Source organism: Streptomyces sp. NPDC004647 (genome assembly GCF_040609575.1).
Classification (GTDB): Bacteria; Actinomycetota; Actinomycetes; order Streptomycetales; family Streptomycetaceae; genus Streptomyces.
In genome coordinates, this window is sequence record NZ_JBEXKU010000007.1 from 51,085 (window position 1) to 74,711 (window position 23,627).

Here is a 23,627-nt window from a genome sequence, read left to right on the forward strand (position 1 = left end):
TGAACCCACAGTGACATCGCTGCCACGACGGTTTTCAAGATCGATTCGGGCGCCAGGCTCGATCATGATCCGTCATGTTGCCCCATCACCGGAGCTGGCAGCCGGAGCCGCATGGCGGGGTCCGGCGTACAGACGAAGCCCAGCGAGCGAGAATCTCGCAGGTCAGCCAGCACAATGCCCAACCTCGCTCTAAAGCGGGTGTCACCCCACCCGTCCAGACTCGGTCGGGCTTGCCCTAGCCGTTCGGCCCCCATCCCGGCACTTCGCCCCACCGACCCCGTTCTCTCTCGGTTTGCTGTTGCGGTGCGGGGAACCCGGGTCGGGCCCCCTCGGCACGCCGGTGCACGCAGCCGCACCGTCGAGGAGATCGCCGAGGACAGACAGCCGAGAAAGGGGCCCAGGATGCATCGCGACCTGCTCGGGATCTATCTGAACGACCACCTGGCCGGTGCCACCTTCGGCGTCGGGCTCGCACGGCGCATCGCCGACCAGCACCGCAACTCGGCGCGCGCCGCCGACCTGGAGCGCATCGCCGAGGAGATCGACCAGGACCGCCAGGCCCTGCTCGAACTCATGAACGCACTCGGCGTCCCCGCTCGCCGCTACAAGATCTACGGGGGCTGGGCGGCCGAGAGGCTGGGGCACCTGAAACCGAACGGTGTTCTGTACCGGCGCTCGGGGCTGAGCACGTTCATCGAGCTCGAGACCCTGCGGTTGGGGGTCGAGGGGAAGGCCCTGATCTGGCGCACGCTGCTCGTCGTGGCCTCGCGGGACGACCGTCTGGATGAGTCCCAGCTGAGGGAGCTGCTGGACCGGGCACGGGGTCAGATCGACACGCTGGAGACGCTGCGCCTCTCGGCAGCGGCGGTGGTCTTCGCCGACCGAGTGCGCAGCCTCAGTTCCGCCGGCCCGTGAGACCGCGGCGACATCGTCGACCGTGGTTGTCGACAGGCATGCCGATGAAGCTTTCCAGTGCCGCGGGCGGTACGTCTTTGTTCGGACGCCTGCGCCGTGTGATCCGCGATTCGCCGGCCGGGCGCGGATGGCGGCGGTTCAGCGAACTCGAACTGTGGTCCCGTTCGCTGGGCTTCGCGGCGCTCGGATTCCTCACGCTGGTGCCGCTACTGCTCGTTGTCTCCTCGGCCGATCCAGAGCGCGGACGGGGGTTCGCGCAGTGGCTGGGGGACGGGCTCGGGGTGTCGACGGCCTCCAGGCAGGAGGTCGCGGAGCTGTTCGCCCGGCCCGGCCAGGCTCTGCGCACCACGACTGCTTTCGGCATCGCCACCCTGGCCGTCTTCGGCCTGACGTTCGGGTCAGCGGTGCAGACCGGCTACGAAAAGATCTGGGGTTTGCCGCCAGCCCGCTGGCATGCCGGATGGCGACACATGGTATGGCTCGGCGTACTCACCGCGTACCTCTTCGTGTCCGCCACCACCGGGCTGTGGCGAGGATCCGTGGTCGGCGCGTTTGCCGCATTGCTGAGCGCCGTCCTATTCCTCTGGTGGTCGCAGCGGATGCTGCTCGGCGGGCGGGTCGGCTGGCGCGCCCTGTTGCCCGGCGCGGTGGTTACCGTGATCGGGCTGCTCGGTCTCCGGGTCTTCTCCCGGCTCGTCTTCTCGCCGCTGATCGCTTCCAACACGGTCACCTACGGTCCCTTCGGAACCGTCCTGGTCCTCCAGTCCTGGCTGGTCGGCGTGGGCATCGTCGTATTCGGCGGTGCGCTGGCCGGTCGTCTGCTGCACGAAGAGCTCCCACGTGTGGTGCAGGCACTGAGGCGGCGAAGGTGAGATCCGCGCCTCCAGGTCGCTGGGGACGTGCACGGCCGCAGAAACCGTGCGCCCTCATCGAGGCCGCCCCAAGCGGGGCTGACCGGCGCAGCAGACCTCGCAACCGCCCCGCCGGCAGTTCGACCGTCGTGCCCGACATGTGCCCGACACGTCGCGCCCTCGCGCGGCAACGGTATCGACCGCGGGAGTGGACTGGCAGCTACGTCGCGCGCGACCGCCCGTCACCAGTCGAACGCGGATGGTCGACCCAGCTCCGGAGCGCGCTTCTCTGGGGACATGACGTGCCGGTCAGCGCCGGGGGGATGGGGTGGCCGGGTGGGGGATCAGGGTGGTGTCGAAGTCGCCGTCGGCGATCTCGCGGGCGAGCTGTGCGAGCTGACGTTGGTGGGCGCGGGCGTAGGAGCGGAAGGCGGTGAACGCGTCGTCGAGTGAGATGTGCCAGCGTTCCGCGAGCATGCCCTTGACCTGTTCCAGGACGATGCGGCTGGTGAGGGCGTACTGGAGTTGGGCACGCTCGATGTGGCTGTGATCCAGGGTGCGCTGCTGCAGGATGGCAATGGTCGCGACGTCGGCCAGGGCCTGGGCCAGGGTGATGTCCTGATCGCTGAGGGGGTCGGGGTCGGTCTGGAACAGGGCGAGCGCGCCGATCACGCGGCCGCGTAGCCGCAGCGGGAGCGCGTTGGTGGCCACGAAACCGGTCGCGTGGGCGCGGGTGACGAACTGCGGCCAGCTCTCTGTCACCTTCGGATCGGTGAGGTTGATGTTGGTGCGGGCCCGACCGCTCTTGTAGCACTCCACGCAGGGGCCTTGGTCGTGCTGCAGGGCGAAGAGTTCGAGCAGTCGGGTGTGTTCGTCGGAGGCGGCGATGGTCTGCAGGATGTCGTGCTGGTCGGCCAGCAGGATGCCGACCGCCGCCACGTCCAGCAGTTCCATGCAGCGCACCGAGAGCTGCTGGAGGAAGTCGATGAGGTCGAAGTCGTCGGTCAGGGAGTCGGCGACTTCCACGAAGACCTCGGTGAGCCGTTGTTCGCGGGGCATGTCGATCAGTCCTTGTCTACGACGGTCGGGGGCGTGCCGTTGCCGTTGCCGTTGTGGTCCAGGCGAAGCCGCCGGTCCACCACGTCCTGGGAGATGTCGGTGATGGAGCGTCCACTGCTGTAAGCATGCGCGCGCAGCCGCAGCAGGGCTTGGGGCAGGGGCAGGGAGAGTTGGACGCTGACCATGCCCGTCGCCTGGTGGATCACGGCGTGCTGCAGGGTGCGCGGGGAGCCGGCGGGGGAGGGCCCGTCCAGGCGTGAGTCGCCGCTGCCCAGGCACCGGGCGGTGAGGGCGTCGGCCAGGATCAGCGCGTCGTCGGCCTGCTGTGCGGTCAGCGGGCCCGGGGTGCGGCGTACGGCAGTCAGGACACCGGTGCGGATCGCGCCGATCCCCATCGGGAAGCAGAAGACCGCCCGGGCCGGCAGGCCGGGGGCCTCCATGGCCAGCGCGGGCCAGCGCGCAAGGCGAACGCCGGCCAGGTCGGGAACCCACACCATCGCGCCGGTGCGAGCCGCGTCGGGCCCAGGGCCCTCCCCAAGGGTGAGTTGAAGGTCCTCGAAGCGGCGCGTTGCGGCGTCCGAGCACCACAGGAGCTCGGTGAAGTCGCCCTCGGTGACCAGGGAGACCGCGAGGCCGTCCACGCCCAGCGCGGCGGCGCCGGCCGCGGTGACATCAGCGACCTGGCCGGAGCGGTCGTCGAACTGCAGCAGGCGCAGAACCCCGACCATGCGGTCACTGATCACCCGCCACCACCTCGCCCCGTACCGCCGACGTCGGGCGGGCCCTTGGTCGTGCTTCCCGGCCCGGTCACGAGGCCAGCGACGTGGGACGCGCGGCGGCCAGGTCGTCCGTGACGGCGACACGCGGCGCGGGTACCAGGGGCCGGTCGGAGAGGAGGAAACCGGTGGCGGTCAGATCAAGGAGGCGGGTCAGCATCGGACTCGGGCGGCGCAGGCACAGCGCCCCCCCGGCCGTGGCGGTGAGCCGAGCGGCGGCCAGGAAGGCATTGAGGCCGCTGACATCGCAGAAGGTGAGGAGGGTCAGGTCGATGTCGACCGTGCGGATTCCGTCCCGCAGACAGTCCTCGATCATCACGCGCACGGAGGGTGCCGTCTCCAGGTCGAGTTCACCCGCCAGGGAGATCGTCGCGTGGTTTACTCGGTCGTGCCGGTAGAGGTTCAAGCTTGACTGAACAGGCATAGTGCCTCAGTTCTTATGACCACCTGGTGCAGCACTGGGCGGGGCCTGGAATTTCGGCTACGCCTGGCACGTATTCCCCGTGGTCGGATGCCTTTACAGGTCAGGCAAAAGCGGCGGATGGCAACCCTGTCTCCAGGGCCGTGAACCCGACCGGCTTCGCCTCGAAGGTGGGCCTGCGGCGATCCAGACGAATCGTCCACTCCCAGCAGGCACGAACACGACAACAGCATGAGTCACGCCGGGGTCTGGGACGTCCATCGCAGCATAGCCCCCGCGCCCACCCCCCGACAGCCGTTCCTCGGTCACCGCCTTCCACCGACCCTGCGGCACCTCCTCGGCGTACGGCCCCAAGGGCCCCTCCCCCGGGACCGGCGGTACCCCGAAAGCGCCAGGACCTCCGGCTCCTCACATCGGCGTGGCCACCCAACTCGCTGACGCACCTGCCGGCTCACACGCTGACCGGTGCCACCCGTGGACGCGCGAGCAGTCACCGCCACTACGCCGCACGAAGGCGGCGCAACGCACGACACCACTCCCGTTGCATCTCCTGCGGGAGCTTCTTGCCCTCCGTGGTGGCGACCAGGGCCGCAGCTACGTCCCTGAGTTTGACGTTGCAGTGCTGCGATACGTCCATCAGCAGATTCCAGGCCCCCTCACCGGAACACGGCGCCGAGGCAATCACCATCCCGCACGCCTGGTCGATCACCGCGTGGCTGACCAGCGCCTGACCCAACTGCTTGTTCTCGGCACGCAGTGCAAGAATTTCCGCCACCAGAGCGGCGTCTGCCTACCAAGCCCATAGTCGTCAAAGCCCGCTGCTCTCATGAATCGTGATCGACTGACGCATGGTGTACCTCGCAGCGCAGTCAGCGGATCCGGCCTGGGCGACAGCCGTTGGCACGCCTGGATGCCCAGCCCCATCGGTCACCCGTGATGTTCGCTGGACCGACGGTCCCGGCGATTCCAGCCGCCCCGGCGCTGCCGCCTGTACCGGCGGTCCCAGCGGTCCTGACGGTCCCGGTAATCCCGGTAATCCCGGTAATCCCGGTAATCGGAATCGCCGCCACGGGTCCCGCCCCTGGCGCCACCGCGGCCGTAGTGCGCGAAACCGAAGATGAGAACGGCTGCGGCTACCCACCAGACGGGGCTGAGGAATCCCAGGCCGAGCAGGACCACGGTGAGGATGAGAAGCAAGACGAACACGGCGACCCTTCCCGGAGCGCAACAAGACATCGCTGCCGGGGACTGGGGCCTCACGCAACAGCATAGTCCTGCCAAAAGGTTGCGGATAGCTCCGCATTTCAGCCCGCATCATGGTGACTGGATAGCTACTTGACGCCTTTTCAGGAAGTGCGACGACTACGTGCGCGGTGCGGCCCCGGCCCCGGCCCCGGCCCCGGCAGCATCGAGAAGCTACCGCGCCCCATCGGGAACACACCTTGCGCATCGGTGCCGGACCTGCCTCGTCACAAATCGACTCACCGATGTCGACCTCGATGCCATCAGGTCCGTCGATCGCTGCGACCGAATCGAGCCAGTGCCGCAAGAGCATGTTGCGTCGGCCCGGTGCAGTACGTCCATCTCCGCAGCGCCGCCCGGAAGAAGCTCCCTTGCGATCGCACAAAAGCCGGTGTGGTCTGTCCGGCCCGCGTGCCGCAGACACCACACCTCCGGCCTGTCCTTACTCTCCGCCGCCCCCGACTGCTCCCCGCACGTGGTGCACTCCGCCTCAAAGATCGGCCCGCTGCCGGAGGTATCCGCGATCAACGACCAGTCCGCGAACCGCATTACCGACTTGGCCGCCATCACCGCACCTCCTGATCCGTACGCCGGCCGCCGCGTTCCACGGCCAATACGTCGGCTGCATGCACTCGCATCGCGGGACCCGACTTGAAGATCAACACGACCGCCGGGCCACCCGAGGCATACCGGTCCGACCGAACCGCCTTCACCTCATTCCGTCGGCCCTGGGCTGTATGAGTAGGGGATCTTCTGCGCCAGCCCACGTTGAGTCAGCCCCGCTCGCTTCCGGTGGTGCGCGATCCGGTCGCCCGCGTGTTCGTCTCCGGGGAAGGGCATGCAAGGCTCCGTTCGGTGACTCGCTGACGGAAACGCTACCCGCCCGCCCGAGGCAGAGAACGACGATTGTTGATGTCTGCGCTCGGGGCTGGTTGCGGCCGGCGGTCCGGTCAAGGTGGACTGCGGGTATGACCGCGAACCGTGTCCTCTACCTGCTGGGCAGTGCCGCTCCGCCCGTGCTCGACGTCGAGGGTGTCATCGAGCGCGCACATGCTGCGGGCTGGGATGTCTGTCTGGGGCTGACTCCTACTGCGGCCCGATGGCTGGACGATCGGCTCCCCGCATTGGAGAGGCTGACCGGGCACCCGGTACGCAGTGAGTACAAGCTCCCCAGGGAGCCCGACGCCTGGCCGAGCGCGGACGTTGCCGTCGTGGCGCCAGCTACCTTCAACACGCTCAACCAATGGGCGCTCGGGATCACCGAGAAGTTCATCGTGGGGTTCGTGGCCGAGGGCATCGGCAAGGGCATCCCGCTGGTGACGATGCCGTGCGTCAACGCCGCCTACGTACAGCACACCCAGTTCGACCGCAGCATTGCGACCCTTCGGGACATGGGCGTCCGTGTGCTGTACGGGGAGGACGGGTTCGTGCCCAATGAGCCGGGCAAGGGCCGACCAGAGGCGTACCCGTGGCACCTGGTCCTCGATGCCGCGGCCGAGGCCACTGGACACTCTGGCACCTAGCCGTGATCACCAGGCACGGCGGCGCTGAGGCCGCCGACCCCGATTCGGCCCGGTCACAAGGATGCGTAGAGCGCCTCGATCAGGGCCATCTTCCGGGGGTCGTCCGCTATCCGCGGGCCCATACGGTTCATCACGTAGCCCACGCTGATCCCGGTCTCCGGGTCGGCCAGGCCGAACGAACCGCCATAGCCGTCGTGGCCGAAGGCTCGGGGGTTCGGGCCGTACGAGCGGCGGGGTCCGCTCAGCCAGCACCCCAGCGCGATCTCCGTCTCACCGCCGAAGCCCGCGCCCAGTACCAGGTCCGTACACGCCCCCTGGCCCTCCCGGACCCGCTCCACCGCATCTCGTCCGAGCAGGCCCGGACCGCCTTCCGGGCCGCCTTCCGGACCGCCTTCCGGACCGATCGGCGCGCCGGTCAGGATCCCGTACAGGGCGGCGACCGCCCGCGCGGTGCCGTGTCCGTTGAGGGCAGGCAGCTGAGCGCGGCGCCACTCCGCCGTATTGGCGTCCGCCGCGCTGAGGACCGGGTTGGTCAGGGCCGCGATCGCGGCGGGGTGCAACTGGGCGAAGACCGCGCTCTGTTCACTGCCCTCGACCCTTTGCGGCGGTACGAGCTCGGCGACACGGCTGTCCTCGGACTCCGGCAGGCCGATGGCGAAGTCGATGCCCAGCGGGCCGGTCACCCGTTCCCGCAGGTATGCGCCCGTGGTACGGCCCGTCACCCGGCGAATCACCTCGCCGACCAGGAAGCCGTACGTCATGGCGTGGTACCCGGAACGGCTGCCCGGCTCCCACCACGGCTCGGTCGCCGCCAGCCGCGCGACCGTCGATTCCCAGTCGTACAGGTCGGCCACCGTCAGGGGTTCACGCAGACCGGCCAGCCCAGCGCGGTGGGAGAGCAGATGACGGACCGGAAGCTGCTCCTTGCCCGCCGCCGCGAACTCCGGCCAGTAGCGGGCGACCGGTGCGTCCAGGTCGAGCTGCCCCTCCTCCACCAGGAGATGGGCGACGAGGGCGGTGACCCCCTTGGTCGTCGACCACACGTTCACCAGCGTGTCCCGTTCCCACTCCCGGGTCCCGGCCGCGTCCGCCCAGCCTCCCCAGAGGTCCACCACCGGCTCTCCACCGGCGAACACGGCCACTGCCGCACCGAGTTCGCCGCGGGACTCGAAGTTCTCCTCGAACGCCTTGCGGACCGCCTCGAAGCGGGCATCGCATCGACCTCGAACCACGGTCACGGAGACCGCCCCCTCGCCATCGCCAACCGACCGACCGACGACCGCGATCGTACCGACCGGTCGGACTGGCGAGAAGGGCGCCGGCCCTGCCGGACGTCGGCTCCACCGGAGTTCAGCCATGCCCGGACGTCAACCCTGCCCGGACGTCAACCCTGCCCGGACGTCAACCCTGCCCGGACGTCAACCCTGCCCGACCTCAGCCCTGCCCGGACCTCAGCCCCAACCGACATCGGGGCTACCGGACCTCAGCCATCCGCGAGGGCGTTGCGCAGACCGAGGTTGCTGATCAGGAGGCCGCCGTCCACTGGGAGGGTGGTGCCGGTGATCCAGGCGGCATCGCGGGAGGCAAGGAAGGCGACGGCCGACGCGATGTCCTCGGGTCGGCCGACGCGGCCGAGCGGATAGTGGGCGGCCGCTCGCTCCAACGCGTCCTCCCTGCCCTGCCAGTTGGGGGTGTGCACGGTGCCCGGGGCGACGAGGTTGACGCGAACGCCGCGCGGGGCCGACTGGACGGCCAGCGTACGGGTGAGGCTCGCCAGGCCTGCCTTCGCGGCGCTGTAGGCGTGATTGCCGAAGTCCTGCTCGCCGTTGACCGAGCCGATGCTCACGATCGCCCCTCGGCCGTCGGGTGCGGCAGCCAGGTGGGGCATCGCCGCCCGCGCGCAGCGGAAGGCCCCGTGCAGGGTGATCTCGAAGTCCCGGTACCAGTGCTCGTCCGGCTCGTCCTCGAACCGAGGGGTGTCAGGGGTGCAGGAGAGGGCGTTGTTGACCAGGACGTCGAGCGAGCCGAAGCGCTCGGCGGCGTGGGTCACAGCGGCCTCGACGGCCGCCGGGTCGCCGACATCGCAGGCCAGCGCCTCGGCCGTGCCCCCCGCATCCCGTACCCCGGCCGCCTCCCGTACGCCGGCCGCGGCCTTCTCCGCGCGCTCGCCGTCGAGGTCCGTGAGAAGGACCCGTGCGCCTTCGGATGCCAGGCGGTGTGCGGTCGCCTCACCGATGCCCCGTCCGGCGCCGGTGATCAGTACGCCGTACCCGTCGAACCGTCGCACCGCGCACACCCCCTTCGCCGCCGGGTCCTGACGATCAAGCCCGTCCGCGCGCAGCGTAGGCGCTCCGCGCGGTCAGAGGTAGGGGGACCGGATCCGGCGCGCCGCCCGCTGCCAGGCCGGCCGCCGCCGTCACCGCCCGAGCATCCGCCGAGCGCCACCGGCGCGGTCAGGTCCCCCGGCCTGCCTAGGTGATGCGCCCGTGCAGCACCAGGGCCCAGGTGAGGCAGCCGAGCGCGGCCGTGGATGCCACCGCGCGAGCGATGTTCCAGCGGACCCACTGCGCTTCGAAGCGCTCGCGCACCGCCGCGAGATCGGCGATACGGCCGGGCTCTCCGGCCGCGTCGAGCGCATTGTTGAGCGGCACGTTGACGCTGAAGGTGATGGCCAACTGCGCCCCGTACAGGACCAAGGCAGCCACCGTCCAGGGCAGTACGTCCCGCCCGTCGTCGCCGACGTGGAGTGCTGCGGCCACGATGGTGAACACCAGCGCGCCGCCGAAGGCGAGGGCGAACCAGCCGTTGAGGATCGCTACGTTGATCCGCTGCATCACGTCGACGAAGCTCCGGTCGTCCGTCCGCTTCAGGCCGGGCATGACGGAGCAGGCGTAGGCGTAGAAGAGGCCTGCGACGAGCCCCACGGTCAGCGTCGCCGCGATCAGCGCGGCGACGCGGAAGAACTCCAGCATCGCGTCCTCCCCGGCGGTCAACCGCTCCAGACGCCGTCGGCCGCAGCGTCCCGTGCGAAGTCGGCGAAGTCCCGGGGCTCCCGGCCGAGCGCGCGCTGGACGCCGTCCGTCAGATGGGCGTTGCGGCCGTCCAGGACCTCGGTGAAGAGGAACTCCAGCAGCCACAGGACATCGTCCGGCACGCCGTCGGCCGCCGCGGCGGACGCGAACTGATCCATGGTGATCGGCACATACCGGACCTCCCGGCCCGCCGCCTTGGCGATCTCGGTCGCCGCGTCCGCGAAGGTCAGCAGTCGGGGGCCGGTCACCTCGTAGACCTCGCCCACGTGCCCCTCCTCCGTCAGCGCCGCGACCACGACATCCGCGATGTCGTCGGCGTCGACGAACGGCTCGGCCACGTCCCCGGCCGGCAGCGCGATCTCACCACCGAGCACCGAGTCCAGCATGTAGCCCTCGCTGAAGTTCTGGTTGAACCAACTCGACCGCACGATCGTCCAGTCGGCACCGGAATCCTGTACCGCCTGCTCGCCCTGCTGCGCGCCCGGCTCGCCCCGCCCGGACAGCAGCACCAGTCGCCGGGTCCCGCTCCGCACGGCCAGCTCGGCGAACGAACCGACGGTGTCGGCGGCCCCCGGGACCGCCAGGTCCGGGTAGTAGACCATGTACACCGAGTCCACGCCGTCCAGCGCGGGTGCCCATGTGGCGCGGTCCTCCCAGTCGAACGGCGGCTGGGTGGAGCGGGACGCGCTCCGGACCGGCAGGCCCCGAGCCGTGAGCCGCTCGGCCACCCGGCGGCCGGTCTTGCCCTTGCCGCTCAGGACCAATGTCGTCGGCTTCTTCTCGTTCTTGTTCTTGTTCTCGTTCTCAGCCATGCCTTCAGTCAAGCCCCGCGCCGTGAGACGGGCCATGGCTGAGAGGCTCCGTTCCATCATCAGGCGTCTACACTCGGCCGTATGGACGCGCTCGCGGGGCTCCTGGACGGGCCGAGGGCCCGAGGGGCTTTCCTGCTTCGGTCGATCATGAGCCCGCCCTGGTCCCTGCGGATCCAGGACGAGGCGCCGCTCACTCTGGTGGCGATGATGCGGGGCGAGGCATGGGTGCTGCCCGACAGCGGCGAAGCGGTGCGGCTGCGCCCCGGTGACGTCGCGGCCGTGCGCGGCCCGGATCCGTACACGGTGGCCGATGATCCTGCCACGCCGTGGCAGGCGGTGATCCACCCCGGGCAGCACTGCACCTCGCCGACGGGGGAGCCCCTGACGGAGCTGATGGATCTGGGCGTCCGCACGTGGGGGGCGAGCCCGGACGGCCCGGTGATGATGCTCACCGGCACGTACCAGATGGAAGGCGAGATCAGCCGGCGACTGCTCGCGGCTCTGCCCACGTTGCTGGTCCTGCCCGACGACGCGTGGGACAGCCCCCTCGTCCCGTTGCTCGGTGAGGAGATCGTCAAGGATGAGCCGGGCCAGGAGGCCGTTCTGGACCGGCTGCTGGACCTGCTGCTCATCGCCGTCCTACGGGCCTGGTTCGCCCGCCCCGAGGCCCACGCCCCCGCCTGGTACCGGGCTCACAGCGACCCCGTGGTGGGCCGCGCCCTGCGGTTGCTCCACAACAACCCGGCCCATCCCTGGACCGTCGCCACACTGGCGGCGAAGGCGGGCGTCTCCCGCGCGGCGCTGGCCCGCCGCTTCGCCGAGCTGGTCGGCGAGCCGCCCATGACCTACCTGACCGGCTGGAGGCTGTCCCTGGCCGCCGATCTGCTGCGCGAACCGGGCGCCACCATCGGCGCGGTGGCCCGGCAGGTCGGCTACGGCAGTTCCTTCGCCCTCAGCACCGCCTTCAAGCGCGAGCGCGGAATCAGCCCGCAGGAGCATCGCGTCGGCGCGACGGTGAGGTGACCGGCGAGGCGATGGCAGCTCTGGGGGAACAGGACGCCTGCCGGGTCCTCCTGCGGATCGCCGAGAACCGAGCCGAAGCAACGTACTCCTGACCCGGCGTCACTTCTTCTGCGCCGCCAGGGAGTCGCGTACGGCACGCACCAGCGCCTGGGCACGCGGGTCCGCGGTGACGTTCTTCTGCATGCCGCCCGTGACGTACCCGAAGGCGATACCCGCCTCCGGGTCGGCGAAGGCCAGGGAGCCGCCGCGGCCCGGGTGCCCGAAGGAGCCCGGGGAGAGCAGCGGGGAGGCGGGGCCGTGCAGCATGTAGCCGAGGCCGAAGCGGCTGGACACCACCAGGACCCGGTCCCGCCCCGCGGACTCCTCCGTACGCGCGAGCGTGAGGGTCGCGGGCGCGAACAGGCGGCGGCCGCCCGGCACCTGGCCGATCAGCGCCGCATAGAAGCGGGCCAGCGAGCGGGCCGTGCCGATGCCTCCCGAAGCGGGCAGTTCGGCCGCGTGGTAGCCGGGGTCGTTCTCGTCCGGCAGCGGGTCGATCGCGGCGAAGGCGCGGCGGGTGAGGGAGTCCGGATCGCGGTAGGCCTCGGCGACCGCGGGTCTGGGACGGACACGCAGCCCCTGCCCGCCGGTCGGGGCCGGGGAGTCGACATCGGCCGTGCGGCCGACCCGGCCGGCTTCCGACGGCGGCAGACCGATCCACAGATCGAGGCCCAGCGGCCCGGAAATCTCCTCGGCGACCCAGCGGCCGATGGTGCGACCGGTGACCCGGCGGACGAGCTCGCCGAGCAACCAGCTGTAGGTCTGGGCGTGGTAGCCGTGCGCGGTACCGGGCTCCCAGACAGGCGCCTGCGCGGCGACGGCCCGCGGACCGCTCACCCCGTCGACCGCCTCGGCCGGGGTGAGCGGTGTGTCGAGCACCGGCAGCCCCGCTCGGTGCGACAGCAGATGCCGTACGAGCACCCGCTCCTTGCCGCTCGCCTTGAACTCGGGCCAGTACGTGCCGACGGGGGCGTCCAGGTCGAGCTGTCCGCGCTGGTGGAGAATGAGCGGTACGGCGGCTGCGACGCCCTTCGTGGCGGACCGTACGACCTGGGCGGTGTCCTGCGTCCAGGGCGCCGCCCCTCCCCCTGTCTCCGGCGCGGGCGACCCCGCGTCCGCCGTGCCCGCCCACAGGTCGACCGCCATGCCGCCGCGGGTGTGCACGGCGACGGCCGCACCGCGCTCCCCGCGCTGCTCGAAGTTGCGGACGAAGGCGTCCCGGACCGGCTCGAAGCCGTCAGCCACCATGCCCTGGACGTCCACCACTGCTCCCGTACTCCTGCTGTTGTGCTGCTGATGCGCCGCGCACCCGCGGCGCGCCCCCACCATGGTGCATGCCTGCGGCAATGCCCCCGGCAGGGGGCTGTCCGGCGGTCCTCGTCCCGGCGGCCACGCAGCCCCGGGGTGACGGACGGAAGGGGCGCGAGGCGAACGGGGCGCTCAGAAAAGCATGATCGAGACGTCGATGTTGCCGCGGGTGGCGTTGGAATACGGGCAGACCCGGTGCGCGGCGCCGACCAGACGGCCCGCGAGCTCCTGGTCGAGCAGCGGCAGGGAGACGTTGAGGGCGACGGCGAGACCGTAACCCTCGGCCTCATTGGGGCCGATGCCGACCTTGGCACTGACCGTAGAACCCCTGAGGTCGTATCCCGCCCGGCGGCCGACGAGAACCAGGGCGTTGTGGAAGCAGGCACTGTAGCCCGCGGCGAACAGCTGCTCGGGGTTGGTGCCCTCGCCGCTGCCGCCCATCGCGCGCGGCACGGCGACCCGGACTTCGAGCTGCTGGTCGTGGGTCGTGACGTAGCCGTCACGGCCGCCGTGTGCGGTCGCCTCGGCGACGTAAACGATCTTGGTCGGCCGGGTCGAGGCGTCGTGGCTCATGCAGCGCCCTTACGGAGGGGAATCGACACACAACTACTTCGCCGCTCAACGTATAGACCCTGAAAAAGCCGCTTGTTACTGGGGGGTAGCTACCGCTGGTACGAGCACATCAAGCCCTGGGCCGGGCGGTCAGGCCGTCGGCGCGGTCACCGAGCGCGGGTCGAAGCCGAACGGCAGCTCCAGCCGGTGGGCCCGCATCAACTCCTCGTCGCACAGCAGGTCCTGGGTGCGCCCGTCGGCGGCGATCACCCCGTCGCTGAGCACCACCGAACGCGGGCACAGCTCCAGGGCGTACGGCAGGTCGTGCGTCACCATCAGCACGGTGACGTCCAACGAACGGATGACGTCGGCCAGTTCACGCCGTGAGGCGGGGTCGAGATTGGACGAGGGCTCGTCCAGGACCAGGATCTCCGGCTCCATCGCGAGGACGGTCGCGACAGCAACCCGACGCCGCTGGCCGAAGGAGAGGTGGTGCGGGGGCCGGTCGGCGTAGGCCGCCATGCCGACCCGCTCCAGCGCCCGTACGACGCGGGCCTCCAGCTCCGGGCCGCGCAGCCCGGCCGCCGCCGGGCCGAAGGCGACATCCTCCCGGACGCTGGGCATGAACAGCTGGTCGTCCGGGTCCTGGAAGACGATCCCGACGCGGCGGCGGATCTCCGCGAGGTGTTCCTTGGCGACGGGCAGTCCCGCGACACGGACCCCGCCCGCGCCGCCGCCGAGGATCCCGTTGAGGTGCAGCACGAGGGTGGTCTTGCCCGCGCCGTTGGGGCCGAGCAGGGCCACCCGCTCGCCACGCGCCACGGCCAGGTCGACACCGAAGAGCGCCTGGTGCCCGTCGGGGTAGGCGTAGGCGAGGCCGGTCACTTCGAGGGAGGGCACGGAGGATACGGAGGATGGGGATTTGGTCACCTGGTTCCTCCGAGGATGCCCCGGCCCTCAGGCCGGGGAGGAAGCGGACTCATGCGGAACGGAGCAGGGAAAGACGTGCCTTCAGGGCGATTCGTCTTCTGCCACGGGCGCGGCGCGTCCGACTTCCAGACGGTGCAGGATCTCGGAGTTGAGGGACCTGCGGGCGGACTTGGCCTGAGCGGCCAGCCATGAATGGAGGTCCGCGGGGAGCCTGAGCGTGATGCGTACTTCATCATCCATGCTCTCCATCGTAGTGGTAGAGTGGTGTCATGATGACACCACGGGAAGCGGGGGAGACCGGGCACGCCCGGTACGCCTACCGGCTTCGTGTGTCGTCCACCGCGCTCGCCTCCCTGTTGGGCGAGTGGGACCGGTGCCGGTGGATCTGGAACGAGTGCGCCGCCCGGTCGAAGAAGGCCCACCGGGACGGTGAGAAGTGCGGTCCGGCCCGGCTCGACAAGATGCTGACCGAGGCCCGCACCCGGCTCGCGTGGCTGCGTGAGGGCAGCAGTGTTCCGCAGCAGCAGCTCGTACGCGACTTCGGAAAGTCCCGCGCCAAGGCACTCAAGGACATCAAAGCCCGGCTGCCCATCAACCAGCGGACGGGGATGCCGAAGTACAAGAAGAAGCACCTCGCGGACCCCACACTCAACTACACCAAACGCGGCTTCCGCACCAAAGACGGGAAGCTGCACCTGGCGGGCGGGATCGCCCTGACGGTGGTGTGGTCGCGGGACCTTCCCGCGGACCCCTCCTCCGTGCGGATCCACCGGGACAGCCTCGGGCATTGGTACGCCTCCTTCGTCGTCCCGGCCGGAGCCGAACCGATGCCTGAGACGGGAGAGGTGCTCGGTATCGACTGGGGGGTCAAGGAGACCGCGACCACCACCAGCGATGCCCACGACCTTCCTCATGCCGAGCACGGCAAGAAGGCCGCGACCAAACTCGCCCGGTACCAGCGGATGATGGCAAGGCGGAAGCCCGCACGCGGGCAGCCCGGCTCGAAGGGCTACCGCCGGGCGAAGAAGCTGACGGCGAAGGTACACAAGAAGATCGCCCGCCAGCGGCAGGACACCGCCCGCAAATGGGCCAAGACCGTCGTGACCGACCACGACCAGATCGCGGTGGAGGACTTCCGGCCGAAGTTCCTCGCCAAGACCACCATGGCACGCAAGGCAGCCGACGCGGCGATCTCCGCGACCAAACGCGAGCTGATCACCATGGCACGCAAGCATCAGCGCAAACTGCACCTCGTGCACCCCGCGCACACCACCATGGACTGCGCGCAGTGCGGAGCGAGAACCAAGCACGCACTACCTCTCTCAGAACGTACCTACACCTGCACCGTGTGCGGAGCCCTCTCGCCCAGAGACAAAAACTCCGCCCGAGTGATGCTGGTCCGGGCTGGTCTCAACCCGGCTGGTGCTGATCGTGCAAGACCTGATGGACCGCCGGTCCACAGGCAACGTGAGCCAGGAATCCCCTCCCCCATAGGGAGGGGAGGATTCAAAGGGTCCATCCCAGCAGACAGACGGCGAGCGCCGCGGCGGGCAGGGCGGCGGCGGACGACCACTGGGCGCGGGTCGCCGTCACCTCGTCGGTCACCGGCATGCTGCCCGTGTAACCGCGGCTGACCATCGCCAGGTGCACCCGCTCCCCCCGCTCGTAACTGCGGATGAAGAGCGCACCGGCCGACTTGGCCAGCACGCCCCACTGCCGGACGCCCCGCGCCTCGAAGCCGCGCGAGGTCCGGGCGATCTTCATCCGGCGCATCTCGTCGGCGATGACATCGCCGTAGCGGATCATGAACGACGCGATCTGGACGAGCAGCGGCGGCAACCGCAGCCGCTGGAGGCCGAGCAGCAGCGAGCGCAGCTCGGTGGTGGACGCGAGCAGTACGGAGGCGGCGACGCCGAGGGTGCCCTTGGCGAGGATGTTCCAGGCACCCCAGAGGCCGGACTCGCTGAGCGACAGGCCGAGCACGTCGACGTACGGGCCCTCCGCGACGAAAGGCATCAGCACCGCGAAGGCGACGAAGGGGACCTCGATGAGGAGCCGCCGCAGCAGCAGGCCGGCCGGGATGCGGGCGAGCGCGGCGACGGCCCCGAGCAGCACGGCGTACAGCCCGAAGGCCCAGACCGCCTCGCGCGGTGTGGACACCACGACCAGGACGAAGCAGACGACCGCCGCGATCTTGCAGTGCGGGGGGAGCCGGTGTACAGGCGACCGGCCCTGCCGGTAGAGCCGGTGTGCGTGCCCCGCTCCCATCAGTCCTCGTCGGGGGAGGGCCGGCGGCGTATCACCCAGAAGACCCCGGTGCCGACGGCGAGCGTCCCGCCGACGCCGATCACCCCGGCCAGACCGCCGGACAGCCGGGCATTGTCGACGTCCTTGGTCCGGTAATCGGCGAGCGGGGAGTTCTCGGCGGCGTGGTCCTCGGCCTCTTTGTCGATGCCGTGGTCGGCGGCGACCTTCTCCAGCCCGTCGGGGCTGGCGGAGGCGTAGTAGCTGAGGCCACCGGCGAGGAGGAGCGCCGCGAGCAGGCCGGTGATCCACAGACCCTTTGCGCTGCGCGATACGCGCTTCCGGGCCGGCTCGGCGGACTCGGGGACGGGCGCGGATGACGCCTGGGCGGCGGCCATGGTCGTGTCCTCCAGCGGGGCTGCGGTGGCGGCCTTCTCTGCGGGCCCGTGCTCGTTCCGGTGTGCGTCACTGCGGACGGTGGGAGCCATCAGGAACTCGCCTCCTCGCGCCTCGACTCGGCGGAACGAGCCGCGGCGGCACCGGATGCAGCCGGCGCACGCTCGGCATCCGCGGATTTTTCGGAAACCACGGAGCCGGGAACGGCGGGCTCCTCATCCACAGGCCCGGCAGCCACGGGCTCTGCATCCGCGGGCTCGACACCCTTCGGCCCGGCGACCGCGGGCTCGGCCGGGGACACGGGGGAGACCGTACGCAGCTCGGGCGCCCGCTGAAGGCCGTGCGCGCCGTACACCAGGTCGGGCCGGACGGCCACCACCGCGCCCACCGTGAGTGCGGTGATCGCCGCCTCGCCGATGCCGATCAGTACGTGGACGCCGACCATGGCCCCGAAGACCTTGCCGATCGACACATCCGCGGTCCCGCCGACGGCGTAGATCCCGGTGAACGCGACGGCGGCGGCCGGTACGGAGACCAGCGCGGCCACGAACGAAGCCGCCGTGATCGAGCCACGGCTGCGCGGCAGGACCTTCACCAGGCCGCGGAAGATGGCGTAGGCGACCAGCACGGTCACCACGGCCATGTCGGTGATGTTGACGCCGAGCGCGGTGAGACCACCGTCAGCGAACAGCACTCCCTGCATCAACAGCACGACGGATATGCACAGAACCCCCGTATAGGGGCCGACGAGGATCGCGGCGAGCGCGCCGCCGAGCAAATGCCCGCTCGTACCGGCCGCGACCGGGAAGTTCAGCATCTGCACAGCGAAAATGAAGGCCGCGACGAGACCGGCCAGCGGAGCGGTGCGCTCTCCGCCGTGGCCTTCCGCGTGGGAGGCACCCGCGAGTTCGCGGCGGGCACCGCGGAGGCTGACGGCGACCGCGGCGACGGCAACAGCACCGGTCGCCACGGATATGGGCGCATTGATGAATCCGTCGGGGACATGCATGGCGGCTCCGCTCCTGCGTTGCGGTCAACCGTTCAATAATAGTCGCTACCTGCGAATCGTTTGCAAGAGCGTGCGGCCCGCGAAAGCGCGCCCCCTTCCGGGTTGCGATAGCGGGCCAGGGGTGGCGCCCCCGGCCTTCTGCCCAAATCCTGAGGGGAGGGATCCGATCCGCGTCGGGAGGTGCGACGCCATGACCACGGCTGCCGCCGAGCCTTCCGTCGTCCCGCCTGCGCTGAGCCGCCGCCGTACCAACCTCGTGTTCGCCACCGTCGTGATCGGTCTGATGCTGGCCGCCCTCGACCAGTTGATCATCTCGACGGCACTGCCCACGATCGTGGCGGAACTGGGCGGCGCCGGGCACATGGCGTGGGTCATCACCGCCTATCTCCTCACCGAGACCGTCGCGACCGTCCTCGTCGGCAAATTCGGCGACCTGTTCGGCCGGAAGGTCATCTTCCAGGTCAGCGCGGTCATCTTCGCCGTGGGCTCGATCCTCGCCGGCGCGGCGGGCAGCATGCTGATGCTGATCGGCGGGCGCGCGATCCAGGGTGTCGGCGGCGGCGGTCTGATGGTCACCGCCATGGCGCTCATCGCCGACGTCATCCCGCTGCGGCAGCGCGGCAGATACCAGGGGGCGCTGGGCGCGATCTTCGGTATCACCACCGTCGTCGGCCCGACCCTCGGTGGCGTGTTCACCGACCACGCCACCTGGCGCTGGTGCTTCTACATCAACATCCCGATCGCGCTCGTCATGATCGTCATGGCGGCCCGTACGATCCCGGTGATCCGGGCCGCTGTACGGCCCGTCATCGACTACCTCGGCATCACACTCGTCGCGCTCGGCTCGTCCGGGCTGGTCCTCGGCCTGGAGTGGGCCGGCAGTACGTACCCCTGGGGGTCGCCGATGATCATCGGCCTGCTGGCCTGCTCCGTGGTGCTCCTCACCTGTTTCGTCTTCGCGGAGCGGCGGGCCCAGGAGCCGATGCTGCCGATGGACCTCTTCCGGGGCAACGTCTTCACGATCTGCTCGGTCCTCTCCTTCATCGTCGGCTTCGCGCTGCTCGGCGCGCTGACCTATCTGCCGACCTATCTGCAGTATGTGGACGGGATCACCGCCACCCAGTCCGGGATCCGCACCCTGCCCCTGGTCGTGGGGCTGCTGGGGACGGCTCTGCTCGCCGGGGAGGTGATCAGCCGGACCGGCAAGTACCGGATCTTCCCCATCCTCGGCACCGGCCTCACCGCGATCGGGCTGTTGCTGATGTCCGGCATGGGGGCGTCCACCGGCCCGTGGCTGGAGACCCTCTACATGTTCGTGCTGGGCCTCGGCATCGGCCTGACCATGCAGGTGCTGACCATCGCGGTGCAGAACACGGTCCCGTACCACCAGCTGGGCGCCGCCACCTCGGGCGTCACCTTCTTCCGTACGCTCGGCAGCGCCTTCGGCACGGCCGTCTTCGGGAGCCTCTACACCAGCAGGCTGGGGCCGAATCTCGACGAGGCGCACCTCCGGGAGCCGGGGGTCCCCGAGGCCGTGGTGCAGAGCCCGCAGGGGCTGCACCAGCTCCCCGACGCGCGGGCCGCCCCGTTCATCGACGCCTACGCCGACACCGTCAACGATGTCTTCCTCTGGGTCATCCCGGTCGCTCTCACCGGCTTCGTGGTGGCGTGGTTCCTCAAGGAAGTGCCCCTGCGCGACAGCGTCCGGTCCGCCGCGGCCGACATGGGCGAGGGCTTCGCGGCGCCGGACACCCCGGATACCGACCAGCAGCTCGCACGAGCCGTGGCGAGCGTGATGCGCAAGGCGCAGGGGCCGGTGAGCCGGCACCTCCTCGCCGAATGCGGCAGTCCGCTCTCCCCCGACGAGGCCTGGGCGGTCGGCCAGATCCACTGGCGTGCCAGGCTCCGGGACGAGGCGTCCCTGAGCGCGATCGCCGACGCGCACCGGATGCCGGTCGAGGTGCTGGAACCGCTCTTCGACCGGATCACCGCCGCCGGGTATGCGGAGCGGGACGGCGACCTGGTCCACCTCACCGCGGCCGGGCAGGCGGAGATCGACCGGCTGACCATCGCCTGGCGGCACTGGCTCGACGAGCGGCTGGAGGACTGGGACGTCCGCGACCCGGCGGACCGGGCCCGGCTGGACCGGGCGCTGGACCACCTGGCCGCCGAGCTGCTGGAGGAGGCGGAGGCGCAGTACGTACGCACGCCTGTGTGACGTGACCGAGCCCTCTGGCGCCGTCCGTACCACCGTCGGAATCGGGACCGCTGCGGTCCGGCCCCGTTCGCTCTGTCGCTCTCCCGATCTCCCGCGCTCTCCCGCGCTCCTTCGCGCTCCTTCGCGCTCCTTCGCGCTCTCTCGCTCGCGATTCTGTGCCGCGACACGGAAGGGCCCGGCGGAGCCCCCTTGTTCGGGGCCCCGCCGGGCTCCCCCTCCTGCGCCGCTCACCGTCCCCACGAGGCGGCGCCGGCCGGGGGGTCGCGCGTCCGCTCTGCGCGCCCCCGGCGTCCGTGTCAGACCCGGGTGAATTCGTGGTCCGGGTCCGTTTCGCCGGCGGCTTCCGGCGCGTCCGAGGGCAGCTGCTTCTGGAGCTGTTCGCCCTCGACATCCACGTTCGGCAGCGCTTTGTCGAGCCGGCGGGGCAGCCACCACGCCGACTTGCCGAGCAGTGCGAGCACTGCGGGGACGATCGCCATACGGACCACGAAGGCGTCGAAGGCGACCGCGACGGCCAGGCCGAAGCCGATCATCTTGACCATCGACTCGGACGAGCCGATGAAGCCCGCGAAGACGCTGATCATGATGACGGCGGCCGCGGTGACGACCCGCGCGCCGTGCTGGAAACCGGTGACGACCGCCTGGCCGGGCCGCTCCCCGTGGACGTACGCCTCACGCATCCGCGTCACCAGGAAGACCTCGTAGTCCATCGCGAGGCCGAAGACGACACCGATCATGAAGATCGGCATCATGCTCATGATCGGCCCGGTCTGCTCGACACCGAACACATCGGCCAGCCAGCCCCATTGGAAGACCGCGACGACCGCGCCCAGTGCGGCGACCACCGAGAGCAGGAAGCCGAGCGCCGCCTTCAGCGGGACCAGGATGGAGCGGAAGACCACCATCAGCAGCAGGAAGGCCAGGCCGACGACGAGCGCCAGATAGGGCAGCAGGGCGTCGTTGAGTTTCTGGGAGACATCGATGTTCATCGCGGTGGTGCCGGTCACCAGGACCTTGGAGCCGGTGTCGGACTCGATGTGCGGCGAGGCGTTCCGGATGTCCGTGACCAGGTCCTCGGTCTCCAGGCTGCTCGGCTTGGAGTCCGGGATCACCGTCAGCATCGCCGTGTCACCGGCCTTGTTGAAGGTGGCCGGGGTGACGACCGCGACGCCGTCGAGGCCGGAGACGGTCTTCGCCACGTGCCGGGCCGCGGCCTTGGCGTCGTCGCTGCCCTTGGCGTCCACCGCCAGCATCAGCGGTCCGTTGAAGCCCGGGCCGAAGGAGTCGCCCAGCATGTCGTACGCCTTGCGCTGCGTGGTGCTGGTCGGCTGCGAGCCGTCGTCCGGCAGCCCCAGCTCCAGCGAGGAGGCCGGTACGGCGACCACGCCGAGCCCGGCCACGGCCGCCAGCAGCACCGGCACCGGGCGGCGCAGCACGAACCGCGCCCAGCGGGTGCCCATGTTCGGCTTCTCCCCGGTCCGCGGGGAGTCGCTCCTACGGGCCTTGCGGCCCAGTACGCGCTGTCCCGCGAAGCCGAGAAGCGCGGGGATCATGGTGAGGGCGATGAGAACGGCGATGGCGACCGTACCGGCCGCGGCCAGGCCCATCTTGGTCAGCATCGGGATGTTGACGACGGCGAGTCCGACGAGCGCGATGACGACGGTGAGTCCGGCGAAGACCACCGCGGAGCCGGCCGTGCCGACGGCCCGTCCTGCGGCTTCCTCGCACTCCCGGCCTTCGGTCAGCTCGGCCCGGTAGCGGGAGACGATGAAGAGCGCGTAGTCGATTCCGACCGCCAGGCCGATCATCGTCGCCAGGGTGGCGGTCGTGCTGGACAGGTCCAGCGCGCTGCTGAGCGCCGTGATCGAGGAGACGCCGATGCCGACGCCGATCAGCGCGGTGAGCAGCGGCATTCCCGCCGCGGCCAACGAGCCGAAGGTGATGACGAGGACGACCGCGGAGACCGCGATGCCGATGACCTCACTGGCCCCTGACTCGGGCACGGCCTGGAGCGCGTCACCGCCGATCTCGACGGTGAGCCCCTTGTCGCGCCCGTCCTGGCCGGCCTCCTTCAGCGCGTCCCGGGCGGACTCCTCCAGCTCGAAGCCGGAAACCTTGTACGAGACCTGGGCGTACGCGGTGGTGCCGTCCTTGCTGATGGCCTTGACGCGATACGGGTCGGTGACATGGCCGACCTGCGCGCCGGACTCGAGCTCGCCGACGACCTGGCGGGCGGCCGCCTTGTTGGCCGGGTCGGTCATCTTCTCGCCGTCCGCGGACGTGAAGACCACACGGGCCGTGGCGCCGTCGGCGTTGACACCCGGAAAGCGCTGGTCCAGCAAGTCGAAGGCTTTCTGAGCCTCGGTGCCCGGGACGGAGAAGGAGTTGGAGGTCGCGGTGGGGGCGGTGGCGGCGCCGAAGCCGACGGCTGCCAGCAGCGCCACCCATATCAGGGCGACGAACCGACGCCGCCGGAAGGCGAACCGGCCCAGTTTGTAGAGGAAGGTGGCCATGAGGGGGGTGTGCTCCCGTGAGGTCGAGGGTCAAAAAAGGGTGTGCGGTGCCGACCCGACGACGAGAGCGGCGCATCGGGCGGGCTTGCTTGTTTGCTGGGTGGTAGGTGGGGTGGGGTCGGGGTGGGGTCAGACGCCGAGGGCGGGGAGGACCACGGCGTTGATGAATCGGTCGAGGTAATCGGAGTCCACCGGCCGGTCCTCGATCAGTGGCCGGGCCACGAAGGCGCCGATGAGCATGTGCGGCACGAACTCCAACGCGGGTGCTCCAGCGGGGAGTTCTCCGCGGGCGACGGCGCGCTGCAGCATCGCGTGGTACCCGGCGGTCTCGGGCTCGATCAACAGCTCACGCAGCGCCTGGTGGAGGTCCGGGTTCTGGTAGACCGCGTGGGCGAGCCCGCGCAGCAGGGCGGTGTCCTTCTCCATCTGGATGTCGTCGGAACAGCGCACCATCTGCTGCAGATCTCCCCGCAGGGTGCCGGTGTCGATGTCCTCGAGAGGCACCGGCCCGGTGTGCCGCAGAGCGGTGGCGACCAGCTCCGGCTTGCCCTTCCACTGGCGGTAGAGGGTGGCCTTGCTGGAGCGGGTACGGGCCGCCACGGCGTCCATGGTCAGCGCCTCGTAGCCCTGCTCCCGCAGCAGTTCGAGCACGGCCGCGTACAGCTCGCTCTCCCGCTCCGGGGTGAGGCGGGTGCGCCGGGCAGTCGGGCGTGGGGTCTTGCCGTCCGTCATTCCGGCCTCCTCTGCGAACTCTGCGGCTCCGC

At 70.3% G+C, this 23,627-nt stretch carries 20 protein-coding genes and 3 pseudogenes; 6 read left to right on the plus strand and 17 right to left on the minus strand.

From position 1 onward, the window contains the following. The first annotated feature begins 402 nt into the window (after window positions 1–402). Entirely contained in the window at window positions 403–915 is a 513-nt protein-coding gene (locus ABZW18_RS04845; protein WP_356182151.1) for a hypothetical protein, read from the plus strand. 38 nt (window positions 916–953) lie between these two features. Next, a complete protein-coding gene (locus tag ABZW18_RS04850; RefSeq protein WP_356182153.1) occupies window positions 954–1,787 on the plus strand; it encodes a ribonuclease BN in 834 nt (277 codons plus the stop codon). A gap of 288 nt (window positions 1,788–2,075) precedes the next feature. Here the strand turns inward: ABZW18_RS04850 and ABZW18_RS04855 are convergent, their stop codons facing one another. The 4 genes from ABZW18_RS04855 to ABZW18_RS04870 all read right to left on the minus strand — a co-directional run bounded on the left by ABZW18_RS04855 (window position 2,076) and on the right by ABZW18_RS04870 (window position 4,797). Then, window positions 2,076–2,825, minus strand: coding sequence for a GAF and ANTAR domain-containing protein (locus ABZW18_RS04855; protein ID WP_356182155.1), 750 nt, complete (start codon window positions 2,823–2,825; stop codon window positions 2,076–2,078). A 5-nt stretch (window positions 2,826–2,830) separates the two neighbouring features. Continuing rightward, window positions 2,831–3,568: an ANTAR domain-containing protein gene (locus tag ABZW18_RS04860; RefSeq protein WP_356182158.1), complete on the minus strand. Its 738-nt coding sequence runs from the start codon at window positions 3,566–3,568 to the stop codon at window positions 2,831–2,833. Between the two features lie 64 nt (window positions 3,569–3,632). Next, window positions 3,633–4,025 carry an STAS domain-containing protein gene (locus ABZW18_RS04865; protein WP_356182160.1) on the minus strand — a complete coding sequence of 131 codons (393 nt, stop codon included), beginning with the start codon at window positions 4,023–4,025 and terminating at the stop codon, window positions 3,633–3,635. Between the two features lie 496 nt (window positions 4,026–4,521). Next, window positions 4,522–4,797, minus strand: coding sequence for an ANTAR domain-containing protein (locus ABZW18_RS04870; RefSeq protein WP_356182163.1), 276 nt, complete (start codon window positions 4,795–4,797; stop codon window positions 4,522–4,524). A gap of 1,435 nt (window positions 4,798–6,232) precedes the next feature. Here ABZW18_RS04870 and ABZW18_RS04875 point away from each other — a divergent pair. Next, window positions 6,233–6,787 carry a flavoprotein gene (locus tag ABZW18_RS04875; RefSeq protein WP_356182166.1) on the plus strand — a complete coding sequence of 185 codons (555 nt, stop codon included), beginning with the start codon at window positions 6,233–6,235 and terminating at the stop codon, window positions 6,785–6,787. Between the two features lie 53 nt (window positions 6,788–6,840). Here ABZW18_RS04875 and ABZW18_RS04880 read toward each other — a convergent pair whose 3' ends face one another. The 4 genes from ABZW18_RS04880 to ABZW18_RS04895 all read right to left on the minus strand — a co-directional run bounded on the left by ABZW18_RS04880 (window position 6,841) and on the right by ABZW18_RS04895 (window position 10,631). After that, window positions 6,841–8,025 (minus strand): serine hydrolase domain-containing protein, encoded by a 1,185-nt coding sequence (locus ABZW18_RS04880; protein WP_356182169.1) that lies wholly within the window; start codon window positions 8,023–8,025, stop codon window positions 6,841–6,843. 245 nt (window positions 8,026–8,270) lie between these two features. After that, a complete protein-coding gene (locus ABZW18_RS04885) occupies window positions 8,271–9,074 on the minus strand; it encodes an SDR family NAD(P)-dependent oxidoreductase (RefSeq protein WP_356182172.1) in 804 nt (267 codons plus the stop codon). 184 nt (window positions 9,075–9,258) lie between these two features. Then, on the minus strand, window positions 9,259–9,780 hold the full coding sequence (locus ABZW18_RS04890) for an anthrone oxygenase family protein (protein ID WP_356182175.1): 522 nt from the start codon (window positions 9,778–9,780) through the stop codon (window positions 9,259–9,261). After that, a complete protein-coding gene (locus ABZW18_RS04895) occupies window positions 9,777–10,631 on the minus strand; it encodes an NAD(P)H-binding protein (protein WP_356182177.1) in 855 nt (284 codons plus the stop codon). The genes ABZW18_RS04890 and ABZW18_RS04895 overlap by 4 nt, the downstream gene beginning before the upstream one ends. 81 nt (window positions 10,632–10,712) lie before the next feature. On the opposite strand from ABZW18_RS04895, the gene ABZW18_RS04900 reads away from it, so the two are divergent. Further along, entirely contained in the window at window positions 10,713–11,654 is a 942-nt protein-coding gene (locus ABZW18_RS04900; protein WP_356182180.1) for an AraC family transcriptional regulator, read from the plus strand. 99 nt (window positions 11,655–11,753) lie between these two features. On the opposite strand, the gene ABZW18_RS04905 is transcribed toward ABZW18_RS04900, so the two are convergent. The 4 genes from ABZW18_RS04905 to ABZW18_RS04920 all read right to left on the minus strand — a co-directional run bounded on the left by ABZW18_RS04905 (window position 11,754) and on the right by ABZW18_RS04920 (window position 14,723). Then, window positions 11,754–12,941 (minus strand): serine hydrolase domain-containing protein, encoded by a 1,188-nt coding sequence (locus ABZW18_RS04905; protein WP_356182311.1) that lies wholly within the window; start codon window positions 12,939–12,941, stop codon window positions 11,754–11,756. Window positions 12,942–13,133: 192 nt separating this feature from the next. After that, window positions 13,134–13,574 (minus strand): organic hydroperoxide resistance protein, encoded by a 441-nt coding sequence (locus ABZW18_RS04910; protein WP_356182183.1) that lies wholly within the window; start codon window positions 13,572–13,574, stop codon window positions 13,134–13,136. Between the two features lie 129 nt (window positions 13,575–13,703). After that, window positions 13,704–14,483 carry an ABC transporter ATP-binding protein gene (locus ABZW18_RS04915; protein ID WP_356182186.1) on the minus strand — a complete coding sequence of 260 codons (780 nt, stop codon included), beginning with the start codon at window positions 14,481–14,483 and terminating at the stop codon, window positions 13,704–13,706. Window positions 14,484–14,564: 81 nt separating this feature from the next. Further along, window positions 14,565–14,723 (minus strand): Arc family DNA-binding protein, encoded by a 159-nt coding sequence (locus tag ABZW18_RS04920; protein ID WP_356182188.1) that lies wholly within the window; start codon window positions 14,721–14,723, stop codon window positions 14,565–14,567. Between the two features lie 29 nt (window positions 14,724–14,752). On the opposite strand from ABZW18_RS04920, the pseudogene ABZW18_RS04925 reads away from it, so the two are divergent. After that, window positions 14,753–15,940: pseudogene (locus ABZW18_RS04925) on the plus strand (transposase); the annotation flags it as partial. 49 nt (window positions 15,941–15,989) lie between these two features. Here ABZW18_RS04925 and cbiQ read toward each other — a convergent pair. The 3 genes and pseudogenes from cbiQ to ABZW18_RS04940 form a co-directional block, all read right to left on the minus strand. Beyond that, window positions 15,990–16,751: a cobalt ECF transporter T component CbiQ gene (gene cbiQ, locus ABZW18_RS04930; RefSeq protein ID WP_356182190.1), complete on the minus strand. Its 762-nt coding sequence runs from the start codon at window positions 16,749–16,751 to the stop codon at window positions 15,990–15,992. Beyond that, a pseudogene (locus ABZW18_RS04935) lies at window positions 16,751–17,056 on the minus strand (PDGLE domain-containing protein); the annotation flags it as partial. The pseudogene ABZW18_RS04935 and the gene cbiQ, both read right to left, overlap by 1 nt. 380 nt (window positions 17,057–17,436) lie before the next feature. Further along, a pseudogene (locus ABZW18_RS04940) lies at window positions 17,437–18,132 on the minus strand (energy-coupling factor ABC transporter permease); the annotation flags it as partial. Between the two features lie 190 nt (window positions 18,133–18,322). On the opposite strand from ABZW18_RS04940, the gene ABZW18_RS04945 reads away from it, so the two are divergent. Next, complete coding sequence (locus tag ABZW18_RS04945; RefSeq protein WP_356182193.1) at window positions 18,323–20,350, plus strand: MDR family MFS transporter; 2,028 nt, start codon at window positions 18,323–18,325, stop codon at window positions 20,348–20,350. 296 nt (window positions 20,351–20,646) lie between these two features. Here the strand turns inward: ABZW18_RS04945 and ABZW18_RS04950 are convergent, their stop codons facing one another. Continuing rightward, a complete protein-coding gene (locus tag ABZW18_RS04950) occupies window positions 20,647–22,863 on the minus strand; it encodes an MMPL family transporter (protein WP_356182196.1) in 2,217 nt (738 codons plus the stop codon). A gap of 129 nt (window positions 22,864–22,992) precedes the next feature. Then, window positions 22,993–23,595, minus strand: a complete 603-nt coding sequence (locus ABZW18_RS04955; protein WP_356182198.1) for a TetR/AcrR family transcriptional regulator — start codon at window positions 23,593–23,595, stop codon at window positions 22,993–22,995. Window positions 23,596–23,627: the final 32 nt, after the last annotated feature.